This window comes from Rhodococcus sp. LB1, from assembly GCF_001583455.1.
GTDB lineage: Bacteria > Actinomycetota > Actinomycetes > Mycobacteriales > Mycobacteriaceae > Rhodococcus_F > Rhodococcus_F opacus.
This window is the reverse complement of record NZ_LTCZ01000438.1, coordinates 1-12,805: the sequence shown is the minus strand read 5'-3', so window position 1 is coordinate 12,805 and position 12,805 is coordinate 1. Positions and strand designations below refer to the sequence as shown.

Here is a 12,805-nt window from a genome sequence, read left to right as displayed (position 1 = left end):
GAAGTGCGGGTGCACTCGACCGTGCCGCGCCCCCGCAAGGTCATGGAGGACATTCACGACTGGCTGCGAGGACTACGACTTCGTCGGGCCACTATTCGTGGGTGATGAAGATCTTGCAGCCTGCTTGGTTTGCAGCGTTGGCAAGATCGGTCTGGGCCTTTAAGTCTTTTGTGCCGTTGATTTCGTCAAGCCTGATGTTGCAGTCCGCGTCCTGACCCGCGATACCGGAGTTTCCGCGACCGTAGGTACGGAGAACCGCGTCGCCTTCGCCTCCGCTCGGCTGATCGGACGCGTCACCCGGAAGTATTGGCGCTGGTCGAGCGGCGGCGGTGGCGACGCTAGCCCCGAGGGTGATCGCCAGAGCTGCAAGCCCAACGAAGGCGAAGCGCGCCTTGCTTTTCCGGGCAGCGCTCTGGGGTGAATCCGTGTTGTAAGTCGTGACGTTGTGGATCATCGGTGTATCCCCACTGGGCGTGCGAGCGCGATCTGACATCACGAGTGTGCGCCGACGGGTCAAGCTGAAGTAGTCACCCTAGGGTCTGAGTAGACCAACCCTTTTCGATAGCACGCGTGCACCCCTACCGGGGACGTGTCATCACCCCAGGTTGCCGCATACGTTCGGTCAGATATGCGCGTCGGTCGGTGGGGCGGAATCGGCGAATTCTTCACGGCGGGCCCTCGCAGACGCGCGCAGGGGCATGTCCAGGGCGTCGTACACGCGTTTTGTCCGGCCGTAGTGTCAGGTCAGCTGCCGGATGCGGGGAAGCGTGTCGGCGAGTTGCTCGAAGAGGGCCGGCCATCCCCGGCGAAGCCAGGTCAGCCGGCCGCGATCGAGGTGGCCACCGTCGATGAGGTGGGAGATGCGGTGCTGTCCGTCGGTAACACCGAGCTGGGTGAGCCTGCTGTAGACGGGATTCACCGGGAGCCGGTGGCGGGCGATGTGGGCCCAGACGGCGGTGGTGGTCCAGTTCCAGATCGGCCCGTACGCGGTCGTTCCGTCGGCGCGGGTGATGGTCCCGTCGCGGCGGCCGCCGCGGGTGTAGAGGTGCCGGCGGGCGGTGGATTCGTCGGCCCGCACACCCCACAGCTCACCGGGGCCGAGGAGTTGGTGCGCGCGGCGGGCGGGTTCGGTGATTAGCACCGCGTGTAAATCGATGGGCGTGCCGACAGGGGCGGAGTGGTTCCAGTGGCCGGAGTCGGCGAGCACCTGCAGTAGTGGTGGGTCGGTGGGGATGCGGTGCAGGTCCAGCCGCCAGGTGTGGGCGAGTTCGGTGAGGTAGTCGTAGGTTTCGGGGTAGTCGAGGCCGGAGTCGAAGAACACCACCGGCACATCCGGTTCCACGCGCCGGACGAGATCGAGGACGACGAGGGAGTCCTTGCCGCCGGAGAACGCGACGTACCCGTCGTGCCGTGCGAGGTGCGCCTCAATCCGGGTCAGGATGTCGGCGACGGCGCTCGGGCCAGTCTTCGCCGACGGTGCCTGCAGGCCGCGGAGCATTGCCAGGTCCAGGCCGGGGTCCGGTGCGTTCACCACAGCTGGCAGGTTACGGTGCCACCCATGACCATTGCTGCCCCCATCGATGTGGTGTGGGCTGCGTACACCGCCGCCGTCGGGATCCCTGACGTGGCCGGCGCACCTGATACCCGCGTGGCTGGGTGCGCGCGCTGCGGCCGGACCACGGCGGTGATGAGTCCGGTCGGGCAGGTCGTATCACGGCGGTTCACCGGGTACGAGTCGTGGACGAACCTTGCCGGCCGCCGCCTGTGCGAAGTGTGCGTCTGGGTGTATCGGCACCGGTCGCTGCGTATCGAGGCCCACATCGTCACCCAGAAGCCTCCGACCCTGCGATCGGCGGACTCCACACTGCTACATCAGGTGCTCTCCACCACGATTGACCCGGGCACGGCGGTGATCGTGCCGCTGCGGCCAGGGCGCAAGCACCTGCTCCCGGACGCACGTTGGGGCATGGTCACGGTCGATGACGCCCACTTGAAGTGGCAGGCCGACGACGCCGCCCGCCTCGAGGTGATGCGCAGGCTCCGCGGCCACGGGTTCACCGAGACCCTGTTGGGCGACGATGACCCGCCCTACGCGGTACTGCGCCGCCTCCCCGCCGACGAGTGGCCACAGGTATTCGACGACTGGACCCGACTGACCCCATGGCGCCGTGCGGACCCGTGGTGGGATGTCGGTCTGCGCGCCACCCGGCAGGCGTAAACCACCCATCCCGACGGCCTGTTTCGGCAGTTCAGAGGCGAGGACGGGGTTCCAGTGTTTGTCGACGTGCATGGCCTCGACGCCCCAGACCGGCACGCCTATCGACCCGGGGCGGGGATCGCGTTCGGGATCGCTGAACATTGCCAGAGGTGAGGTCTCGGACAGGCCGTAGCCTTCGAGGATCCTGACGCCGAAACGCTCGGAGAATCGGGTGAGGATTTCTACCGGGAGCGCGGCGCCGCCGGAGATCGCGCGCCGCAGGGTGCGGGCGATCTGCTCGACGTCGACGCTCTCGTCGACTGCGCCCAGCAACGCCCAGTACATGGTCGGCACACCGGCGAAGATCGTGATCTGTTCTGTCACCATGAGTTCGAGTGCGGTCTTCGCGGCGATCACCTATCGGCGTGACGACTCACTACCAACGACCCGACACCCGAGGCGCCCAGGGTTCGGGTCAACTGAACTCGACCGGCGCTTCGGCAGCCAGCACTGTTTCAGTGTGGCACCGACTACGTCGGCGACTGCCGATCCTCGGGCCACAAACACGGGGCTCGCAATACCAATGTTCGCAATCTGTTTACACACCACGAACCAACCGCTAACGTGTAACACACTCGTTTTAACCAACGCAGGGAGTGCCATGAAGAAGATTCACCGAGGCGGGCTTTCAAGTCACCTCTCTCCAGCCGGAACGATTCTCGAACTCGCAGAACTGGCGTGGTCAGGAAACCTCTACACGGGCGGTACTGATCACCCTGTTCACAGCACCGTGGAACAATCGCAAGAGATTGCTGATCGGATATGGGTATTCGAAGGGATGTCCAGCATTGCTGCCATCGACACTGGCGCCGGCCTCCTGATTCTCGATGCCGGGGGACAACCCGACTCGCCAGAATTCCTCAACCAGCTTCGCGAATGGAGACCGGACACAGAAGTTTCTGCGGTCGTTCTCTCACACCACCACATTGACCACATCTTTGGGACATTAACCCTCGATGCAGAGGCAGAATCAATGGGGCGACCCAAACCGGTCGTGTACGCCCACGAAAATCTCCCCAAAAACTTCAACCGGTACGTAAAAACTCAAGGCTGGAACACCGCCGTAAACCAACGCCAGTTTGCGATCGAGAAGGAGTCTTTCGGCTGGCCAGCCGAATACCGGTACCCGAACGTCACATTCAATCAAACTGAGAAACTCAGAATCGGTGACCTCAACGCCGAACTAACACACGCGCGCGGCGAAACCGACGACGCCGTATGGACATGGATCCCTGAACTCAGCCTACTGCACCCCGGCGATCTGTTCATCTGGGCGGTGCCCAATGCCGGAAACCCGCAGAAGGTCCAAAGATACGCATCCGAGTGGGCCCAAAGCCTGCGGGAGATGGCCAGCAAGAAGGCCGAGATAATGGTACCCGGTCACGGCCTTCCAATAATCGGAGCGGAGCGCGTCGAGCAAGCGCTAATCGAAACCGCAGAACTACTCGAATCGATCGAAATCCAGACCCTCCGAATGATGAATGAGGGTGCCACGCTAGACGCGATTCTCCACAGCCTCGAAATTCCGAAGCATCTCCTTAGCCGACCCTATCTGAGACCGGTATACGATCACCCTCAGTTCATAGCCCGAAACATCTGGAGACTGTACGGCGGCTGGTACGATGGACAGCCGGACAATCTCCTCCCTGCACCCCGACTGAGCACAGCAAAACAGTGGATATCCCTTTCTGGCGGGGCGCAGCAAGTCCTCGATCGCGCTGAAGAGCTACTAACAGACGGCGAATTGCCACTCGCATGCCACCTTATTGAGGCGGTCTTTCAAAGCGGAGATTCGGCACCGAGAACCCTTCAGCTTCGAGCCGAAGCATACTCGAAATATGCCGCCCAACAGGAATCCTCCATCGCGAGAAACATACTAAACAACGCCGCAAGAAACAGTGCAACTACCGCGGTCCGCCTCGCGACACACAAGCGATCCCGCGAAACTGTCAAGAATCGTTCAGAACAATGACCACACTCTCCACGCACCGGGTGTACCCTTGGGTCGTCGTCGGACTGCTGACTGTTCTAATGGTCGTCAACTTCATTGATAAGGTATCGTTTGGCCTCGCCGCCACTGAGTTGATCGAGCACAAGGGCCTCACGATGGCCCAGTACGGGATCATCAACTCGCTCTTCTTTTTCGCCTTTTCACTCACAGCGCTAGCAGTGGGATACATTTCCGATCGATTCAGCCCGAAATGGATTATCGCAATACTAGTCGCAATCTGGGGAATATCTCAGATTTCCGTAACACTCGCCGGTGGATTTGCCACTCTGCTAATCGCTCGTGTAGCCCTTGGCGCTGCCGAGGGTCCGATTGTACCGCTCATCAACCATGCCGCCTATGGTTGGCTACCAAATCGAGACCGTAGTCTGGCAAGTTCAATAATGACCGCGGGAGGTAGTATTGGCGTTCTGGTAGGTGCGCCATTGGTCACTTACCTCATCGTCGAGCACGGATGGCATTCAGCGTTTAACGTGACCGGAATAATAAGTATTGCATTCTGCATCCTCTGGATGGCACTTGGGCGTGATGCACCCGGTTCCACCACTCGGAGGAAAACGGAGACCGTCGACCCACGGGCCACTTCCACCAACTACTGGCCGATTGTCCGCTCGAGGTCCTTCATCGGTGTCGTAGTTGCCAGTTTCGCAGCGTATTGGGTCGTCGGGACAGCACTGGCCTACAAGCCGATGTACCTGCAAAAAGTACTATCAATAGGGCCTACCGGAATCGCGCAGATCACGGTCGCCACACAACTGTTTACGATATTGGTCGCGTACCTGGGTCAGGGACTACTGACCCGGCACCTGCTAAACAAGGGCATATCCTCACGTATCGCCCGAGGCGGAGTCGGCGGGGTGAGTCTAACGATCTCCGCGCTCTCTCACCTCGGCGTGGTAACTGTAAATAGTCCAGCCGTACAGGTAGTACTTGTCTGCTTGACTCACCTTAGCTCCGCTGTGTTTGCAATCTCCCTCACCGTCTGCGGCGAGATTGCACCGACTGCACATAGAGGAAAGACTCTTGGAATATTCGGAATGCTCTACCCCACGGCAGGCATCATCGCGCCGCTGATAGCGGCTGCGTTAACATCTAAACTTGGGATCGCATCCGGACTCCAAGCTGCATGGCTACTTAGCGGCGGTATTTGCATTGTCGGCGCCCTCGCAGCTTTTGTCCTGATACAACCCGAGCGTGATCGCGAGCTAATAGCAGAGAGGCTACGTCCGAAGTCTCGATATAGTGAGGTACCACCCACGAATATGAAGCCGATTTCTGCGAACGACTGACTATCCACCGCAGCCCCAATCCCGCCGCACACCTGCAGTCATCCCGCGTGGAGCGATTCAGGGCCTGTACGATCAGTACGGGAGAGGCAACTTCGTCTCCGCGAACACCTAGTTACTCGGAGCATACGTGAATATTCAGGCCATTGACAGCACAAAGGTCGCGATAATAGTTGCGGCCGAAGAACTATTCGTAAGACGCGGCATAGCATCAGTATCACTTCGCGAGATTGGAGCGGCGGCAGGCCAGAGAAACACAGCCGCCGCGCAGTATCATTTTGGGGACCGCGAGAGCCTTGTTATGTCGATAGTCGAGTATCGAATGCAATCGATCAACGATCAGCGTCTAAAAATGTTAGACCAACTGAAAGATCCGGCAAAACCGAGCGCTCTCCGAGACCTCTTAGAAGCCCTCATTTTACCACTGGCGACCGTGAGCGGAAGAGGAGGATACTATTGTAGGTTCCTCGCCCTCGTGCATTCGAGTAGATCTATCAATCCTGCCTACGACTGGGACACAGCTTCGAGCTTCAGAAGAGTCCGATCTGAAATCGCACAACAATTGCACGGTCTCCCTCCGGAAACGATTGAATCGAGAATTCGGATGGTCGCCAACCTAGTCGTGCACACCGTTGCGGATCACGAAAGTTCCGACGGCCCGAGCGTCGGCGGCGAAACGTGGATCTCAGGTTTAATCGACTGCGCGTACGGACTTCTTATTGCCGAAGATACAAGCAACGATTCCACTCGCAATTCGAATCGCCAGGCAATATCGCCCACTTGACCCAGGAGTCACTTTTGAAGATGCGAGCCGTCCGATTCACCCAGCGAGGTAACAGGGCGAAGCTGGTCGAAGTAGATCGACCTGTGCCTCGTGATGGAGAGGTTCTACTGAGAGTCGTCGGGGCCGGCCTTTGTCACTCCGACCTGGCAATTATGGCAGAACCTGATGGAGGGATAGGCCCGGAGCCACCTTTCACGCTGGGACATGAAATCGTCGGGCGAGTTGTGGCAGTGGGCCCGAACGTTACCGAAGTGGCCATGGGGGACGTCGTTGCGGTATATGGTCCGCGGGGCTGTATGAATTGCTCAGCGTGCGAAGCCGGGTCCGAGAACTACTGCACTTTCCCAAAAGAATCCCCGGCCCCTAGTCCCGGGCTAGGATCAGACGGAGGAATCTCCGATTTCGTTCTAATTGACCGCCCAGACCGACTAGTTCAAGTAGGAAATCTGGATCCAATCTCAGCGGTGCCGCTCACCGACGCGGGCTTGACCGCATATCACGCTGTAAAACGCGCCCGATCGAAGCTGAGTTCGGGAAGTACCGCAGTGGTGATTGGTTTCGGCGGCATCGGCCGGTTCGTAGTTCAGTTACTACGCATACTCACCGATGCAAGGGTAGTCACTGTTGATATCGATCCCGACAAACTGACGCGTGCCGAATCCATCGGTTCTGACTTTCAGTCAATCTTCGGCGAGTCTGCTATTGAAGTCGTTTCAGAAGTGAGCGCACGCGCAGGTGCGGACGTAATCTTCGACTGTGTCGGATCCCAAGATTCGGCAGAGTTCTGCCGACAAGTGGTGTCTGTCGGCGGAAAGATCCTTATGATCGGTATCGGTGATGGCTCGATTAGAGTTAGTCTACGAGAAGTCGGCCGTGGAGTTGAAGTTTGTGCGCCTTTTTGGGGAAGCTATCCGGATCTCGTGGAACTCTTCGCTCTCGCTCGAAATTGTGAACTATTCGTCGACACCGAAACGTGCTCGATCGAGGAAGCAGTTGATGGCTACGACAGGCTCCAGGCAGGGGGCGTCAACGGCCGAATGGTAGTCGTGCCAGACTAGGTACGCTCCTGCCAGAAGGGCGATTTCCCCAATCATATGGAGAGGTTCGAGAAGTCCTCCGCGATCCGGGAGGCGTACTGGGACCAGTTCTTGGTGTTCCTGATCGGTGTCGGGATGCACACGATCATCCTGACCGCCTTCATCTGGATGCAGTAGGGGCATCTCCCGCAGACCTCGAGCAGGTCACACTGGTGCGGTGGCGGGGGCGACGAGCAAAGCCCCGGCCACCGGCGCCCGGTGGACTCGAGAAAACACCTCGAGTTCTCTAGGATCCGGGGTGATGAATATGTCGGGGGAGAACGAACTTTCGGTGACCGACCGCTGGCTGGCCGCGGTTCCGCAACTTCCGGCGCTGACCGACCCCGCTGGGCAGGTGGCGGAACGGTTGGTGTTGTTGCTGCACTACGGAATCGACTGGTCGGACCGCAATTGGCTGGCCGCCCGCCGCAGTGACTACTGGGACAACCTGCTGCCCACCCGGGTGCGGTTGGCCACCTACAACAGCATCAACCTGCACCAGTGGTGGACCGCCTCGGCCGCCCGGTTGGGCTCACACCCGCGCACCGACGAGCAACGCGGCGAGCTGGCGATACTGCTCACCAGCGAGTCACGGCCGGTGCTGCAGGTGATGCGCGATCAGACCTCCGCGCTGACGTTGCGGACCCGGATCGTGGCCGACGCGGTCCGTGCCGCCCGCACCGAGCAGGGGTTGGCGTCGTGACCGTGTCGCGGGTGTGGGAGATCGAGATGACCGCCCGGTCGCCGATCTCGCACCGAGGGGAGCTGATCGGCACCACCGCGATCGGCCGAAGGATGAAGATCATCCAACCCGACGGATCGGTGGAGCTGGTCCCGGTGATCTCCGGCAACTCCTTCCGCGGCGTGCTGCGCCGGATCGGCGAGGAGCTCCTGCGCGATGTCCTGGGCTACGAGGGAAAGTTGCCCTTGGCGGTCGCGCACACCCTGCGCAACGGCGGCGCGATCGTGAAAACCCAGGCGGAGCCGATCACCGGCCGACGCCTGCACCAACTCAGGGAGTTGATCCCGCAGCTGAGCGTGTTCGGCGGCGCCGTCGGCGCCGCGCCGATCGACGGCTGCCTGCGCGTCGGGCACGTCGTGCCGATCGTCACCGAAGCCACCCCGATCCTGCGCCGGGAGTACCCAGGCCCGATCCCATCGAGGTTCGACATCGAAGCCCTCGAGTCCTACTCACACCTCGACGACGTGACCACCGGCCACGCCGGCACCACCGTCGACCCCGACGCCGAGACAGGTGGGTCGGGATCGCCGGTGATGCGATACGACATCGAAACCCTGGCGCCGGGCACCCGGTTCGAATCGTGGGTGCAACTGAACCGCGGCTCCGACCTCGACCACGCCTTCACAGCCGACGTCCTGGCCGAGTTCACCCGCACCGGCTGGCTCGGTGGGCGCACCGGGATCGGGCACGGCCAGATCGCCACCACACTCGCCCCACACTCTGTTGGTGCCCCGGTGGTCGATTGGCGGGAGATCGTCGCCGCACGCCGTGATGAGGCCCTGGAAACCCTGCTCTCACTCCCGACATGACCCTTCAGATCGCTGCGGGGATGGTGCCGATCGTGATCCGGGCTCGGATGGCCGCCGGCGTCGCACACGCGGTGCCGTGGGGAATCAGCCTCGACGGCCTCCTCGCCTCGGAGATCCGCGAGAACACCAAGGCCGCCGCACGCGAGGCCGGCACCGACTACACCCCCTACAGCCCCGACACCGTCCCCGAGGACCTGGACCTGCCCTTGGCCCGCTGCCCCGGTGACGGCGCCGACAGCTGGCATTGGGCGGCAACATTCGCGTGGCCGGAGGACGAAGTGCCGGGTCCACACGTGCAGTACTGGTCCGCCCGCCCCGACCAGCAAGCACTCGACCAGATGTCGGCGGAATTGCCGGCGTTGGTGTCCGAACGCCAGGGCCGCTACCGCTCGCGGGTGATGCCGCTGCCGCTGACCGTGTGCCGGCACCTGGTGTGGCGCGCCGTTGGCGATCCGGGCGCCGTTGTCGAGCTGCTCGAGTCCATCGTCTCGATCGGAAAGAAACGAGGCAGCGGACACGGGCATGTCCTGTCCTGGGAGATCACCGAACACCCGGACGCCGACCGGTGGGAGTTCGCGCACCTGCACCCCGACGGCAGCCTCGGCCGCACCGCACCCCCGGCCTGCCTGCACGGCGCCGACGACGTGCGTACCGGCGGCGGGGGACAGATGGGGTTGCGGCCGCCGTACATGCACCCGGCTCGTCGGCGCCAGGTTGTGCTGCCCGCGCGCTAGTCCGAGTTCCTCCTGGTGGTAGAGATTTCAACCATGGACTTCACCGCGATCCACCGCATTCTCGGACAACAGCCGGGACCGATCACCGACGAGATGATCGACGCTGTCGTTGAGAACGGGCTCAAGGAAACCGACGATCTGGATTGGAAGTCTGAACTGCCGCCCGCTAAAGGGTTGCCGCAGATGGATTATCCGAAGGACATTGCCGCGATGGCTAACAGTGGCGGGGGCACGATCGTCTAGGGGATCGAGGAATCGCAGAAGGCAGCGACTGGGCGGCTCGACGTCGGGGAACTTGCCGAAACCCATGAACGTGCCCTGCGAAGTGCGGCCGTCACAGCAATCAGTCCACCGATCTTCGGGCTCGGAATCCATGTTGTCGGCGAACCCGGTCGTCGAGCGGTGGCCATCGTGGTGCCGGCCAGTGTCGACGGACCGCACCTCATCTACCGAAACGAGTACTTCGGGGCACCGATCCGCAACGACGCCGACACCGTGTGGATGAAAGAGCGCCAGATCGAAGCCATGTACCGGGCTCGGTTCGACGAACGCCGCCACGAGGCAGAGGCCCTCGCGAACCTCTACAACGATGCGGCTACCGGCAGAGACACCGATAAGCGCGCCTGGCTGATCGCTGTGGCCCACCCCCGCCTACCTGCCTCCCAGACCGTCCGCCCAACGCGTGACCAGGCCCGAGAGGTGTTCGAGGCCGCCGAATCCCATGCACTGGTCTACGCCGGCCGCGGCGGGACCCACCCACTCGAGTCAGTCGATCGGCTTAACCCGCGACCGGGCCTGCGCCGTTGGGTAGCCGCGAACACACAGAAGGCAGAAGCCGACCGATGGAAAGAGGCATGGGCGAGCATCCACCACGACGGCGCTGTCACTCTCGCCGCCGCCATAGGTGGCCATCCCATTGCGAGGGACCGGAACAATCCGGGCGATCACATCGACTCCCCTGCACTCGAATGCGCCGTCGCCGACCTCATGGGCTTGATCCGAGCGGTCAGTGAACGACGAGGCACGAACGAGTACGAGGTCAGAGTCGGGATCGAATGGAAGCTCGGTACACCGCTGATCCTTCAGACGGCCGACCCCTTCGGTCACACCTACACGGGGTCGTCCCTTCCCATCGCTCGGTACGCTCCGGTATCGACAACTGTCCGCGCGGACGCAGACAGCCTGGACTTTTACCAACAAGTCCACGACCTTGCCGAGGATTGCATCAACCAGGGTGGACTCGCCAACGTCCAGATGATTCGCCCTCCGGCCCCGAGCGAGACGTAGCGTCAGCTGTCCAGTTCCTGCTGGTAGTCGCTGAGTGCCTCGTTGGTCGTCCTGTAACCGAATCCCTGGAGGATGGTCTTCGCCATTCGCACGGCGAGTGCTCGCGTGTCGGTAAGCAACTCCGATACCGGAACATCGATCGATCCAGTGAGGAATGAGTCGCTGGTCCGGCAATCGTCATGGAGATGCCATCCAGGTTCGCCAGATACGAGGAGGCGCCCCGCAACGCCGTGCAAGCTAGCTTGCACACTCACCCCCGTCGGTGGGGTCATCGACTGAGATAGCCGGACCGCGAGCTCGACGACCTCGGTGAGATAGAACAGCACCTCCCAAACGCGGACCTGATCGGGCTTGTCAGTGAGGTCGGCCATCAGCACACGGCGGTGCAGGAACTGGCCGGAGGTGAAGAGCCGCCACTGCTCCTCGTGTGGGGTGTTCCTTACAGGGATGTCGCAGCCGATGTACGTCTGACCATTGAGTATCTTCGCGTGGTCGATGTAAGGAACTGGCCACCCGCGCATACGTACTGTCGATTGCGCCAACACGTACTCGAGCTTGTCGCGGTCGAGGCGGTCGGCGTCGTATGGCTGCGGGCGAATGACGATGTCCCAGTAGCCGAGTTGGCGGCGGGCGTAGTCGTTGGCGGTCTCCCATTCCGCGGATTCTCGATCGTAGGCTGCAGTGGAATGTGCGGATGCGTCGGGAGCCTGGAGCTGGAGGCCGGCGTGGTGCGCAGTCGCTACGAACTCGCGAAGCGCGTTCTGCGTGGCAATGGAGAGGACCTCGCGCATCTCCACGTGCGAGGCCACCTCGCTGGTCTCGGGCTTGCTGCGGTTGCGCACGTAGAGGGCGCCTTTCCGCAGGGTTACGTCCTTGCCTTCGTTGTGACCTTTCGCGCACAGATGCGGCAGGTCGGTGAAGTTGTGGAGTTGGATCACCACAACTTGCGCACCGCTGGTTAGCTCCGCGGAATTCACATCGAAGTTCAACGGGGGGTCAGCGTAGACCGCCAGTGCACTTGAAAGATCGTCGAAATTTGTCCACTCGGATATCTGATCGGCATCGAGTCCGGTGACCGTTAGAGCCCCGTTCGTGTCATCGACGCCGAGTACGACGTATCCGCCGTCGCGCAGGTTTGCCATGCTCAGTGCGGCGCGAACGATCTTCGCGAAGTAGTACTTGTCCGTCGCGTTACCCGCTCCCTTGAACTCGATGCTGCGAGTCTCGTGTCCGACGTTCGCGATGTGTTGCTCGATCTCAGCCGCTGTCAACATGGCAGATGACGTTACCGGCGGCGTTGCAGTATCCCGCGGGCAATGCCGAAATACCTGGTCAGAAACTTACCCATCCCGTGCCCCGGCACGGGATGGGTGGGTGGCGTTTTTCGTGCTCGGGGGCTTGATTCCGGGGTGTTTTTGTGAGCGGTGTACGGCTCGAATTCGTTTGTTGTGCAGTGTGTTTCGGGTTGTTTGTGTCGGTGGGGTGGGCTATGTTTTCGGTGTCCCAATTGATGCGGGGCGGAGGGGGTTGACCACCTTTCCGCTCCGGTGAGCCCGGCTGTTTGTCCGGGGGTTTGGAGTTGTGATGTCTGTGGACGTTGCAGTTGTCGAGAACGTGACGAGGGGGGCGGGTGTAGCCGCCCCTGCCGGTGGGGTGTTCCCGGCGGATGGGGTGTTCGTCGAGGTGCGTGAGGGTGAGGCGTGGACGGCTGGCTGGCTGGTCGCGGACCGCACCGACGTGGCGGCGTTGTCGGTGAACGGTGTCGCCGAGGACAAGCGTCTGGTGTCGGTGGCGTTGGTGCCGCTCTCGCCGGATGCGCCGG

The 12,805-nt window shown here is 61.7% G+C and carries 12 protein-coding genes and 3 pseudogenes; 11 read left to right on the top strand and 4 right to left on the bottom strand.

The window, feature by feature from the left end:
- Positions 1-91 precede the first annotated feature (91 nt).
- From AZG88_RS46915 to AZG88_RS51320, 3 genes and pseudogenes are all read right to left on the bottom strand, one after another.
- Complete coding sequence (locus tag AZG88_RS46915; protein WP_061701426.1) at positions 92-454, bottom strand: hypothetical protein; 363 nt, start codon at positions 452-454, stop codon at positions 92-94.
- A 285-nt stretch (positions 455-739) separates the two neighbouring features.
- Positions 740-1,534 (bottom strand): phosphoadenosine phosphosulfate reductase domain-containing protein, encoded by a 795-nt coding sequence (locus AZG88_RS46910; protein ID WP_156517777.1) that lies wholly within the window; start codon positions 1,532-1,534, stop codon positions 740-742.
- A gap of 726 nt (positions 1,535-2,260) precedes the next feature.
- Positions 2,261-2,605 (bottom strand): annotated as a pseudogene (locus AZG88_RS51320) (AMP-binding protein); the annotation flags it as partial.
- Positions 2,606-2,858: 253 nt separating this feature from the next.
- On the opposite strand from AZG88_RS51320, the gene AZG88_RS51315 reads away from it, so the two are divergent.
- The 10 genes and pseudogenes from AZG88_RS51315 (at position 2,859) to AZG88_RS46880 (ending at position 10,983) form a co-directional block, all read left to right on the top strand.
- Positions 2,859-4,229: an alkyl sulfatase dimerization domain-containing protein gene (locus AZG88_RS51315; RefSeq protein WP_197488045.1), complete on the top strand. Its 1,371-nt coding sequence runs from the start codon at positions 2,859-2,861 to the stop codon at positions 4,227-4,229.
- A complete protein-coding gene (locus tag AZG88_RS51310; protein WP_082833662.1) occupies positions 4,226-5,554 on the top strand; it encodes an MFS transporter in 1,329 nt (442 codons plus the stop codon). Before AZG88_RS51315 ends, AZG88_RS51310 begins: the two co-directional genes overlap by 4 nt.
- Before the next feature lie 127 nt (positions 5,555-5,681).
- Positions 5,682-6,335: a TetR/AcrR family transcriptional regulator gene (locus AZG88_RS55930; RefSeq protein WP_082833661.1), complete on the top strand. Its 654-nt coding sequence runs from the start codon at positions 5,682-5,684 to the stop codon at positions 6,333-6,335.
- Between the two features lie 20 nt (positions 6,336-6,355).
- Positions 6,356-6,757: pseudogene (locus AZG88_RS55925) on the top strand (alcohol dehydrogenase catalytic domain-containing protein); the annotation flags it as partial.
- Between the two features lie 42 nt (positions 6,758-6,799).
- A complete protein-coding gene (locus tag AZG88_RS54870; RefSeq protein WP_231914456.1) occupies positions 6,800-7,393 on the top strand; it encodes a zinc-binding dehydrogenase in 594 nt (197 codons plus the stop codon).
- Between the two features lie 280 nt (positions 7,394-7,673).
- Positions 7,674-8,114 (top strand): hypothetical protein, encoded by a 441-nt coding sequence (locus AZG88_RS46895; protein WP_442971776.1) that lies wholly within the window; start codon positions 7,674-7,676, stop codon positions 8,112-8,114.
- Positions 8,111-8,962: an RAMP superfamily CRISPR-associated protein gene (locus AZG88_RS46890; RefSeq protein WP_061701422.1), complete on the top strand. Its 852-nt coding sequence runs from the start codon at positions 8,111-8,113 to the stop codon at positions 8,960-8,962. The genes AZG88_RS46895 and AZG88_RS46890 overlap by 4 nt, the downstream gene beginning before the upstream one ends.
- Positions 8,959-9,696 carry a hypothetical protein gene (locus tag AZG88_RS46885; RefSeq protein ID WP_061701421.1) on the top strand — a complete coding sequence of 246 codons (738 nt, stop codon included), beginning with the start codon at positions 8,959-8,961 and terminating at the stop codon, positions 9,694-9,696. Before AZG88_RS46890 ends, AZG88_RS46885 begins: the two co-directional genes overlap by 4 nt.
- Positions 9,697-9,729: 33 nt before the next feature.
- The gene (locus AZG88_RS54865) at positions 9,730-9,939 is read left to right on the top strand and encodes an ATP-binding protein (protein WP_231914455.1); all 210 of its coding nucleotides are present in this window, start codon (positions 9,730-9,732) and stop codon (positions 9,937-9,939) included.
- A gap of 168 nt (positions 9,940-10,107) precedes the next feature.
- Complete coding sequence (locus AZG88_RS46880; RefSeq protein WP_231914454.1) at positions 10,108-10,983, top strand: hypothetical protein; 876 nt, start codon at positions 10,108-10,110, stop codon at positions 10,981-10,983.
- Between the two features lie 2 nt (positions 10,984-10,985).
- Here AZG88_RS46880 and AZG88_RS46875 read toward each other — a convergent pair whose 3' ends face one another.
- Positions 10,986-12,257, bottom strand: a complete 1,272-nt coding sequence (locus AZG88_RS46875; RefSeq protein WP_061701420.1) for an AlbA family DNA-binding domain-containing protein — start codon at positions 12,255-12,257, stop codon at positions 10,986-10,988.
- A 310-nt stretch (positions 12,258-12,567) separates the two neighbouring features.
- Here AZG88_RS46875 and AZG88_RS52365 point away from each other — a divergent pair.
- A pseudogene (locus AZG88_RS52365) lies at positions 12,568-12,805 on the top strand (hypothetical protein); the annotation flags it as partial.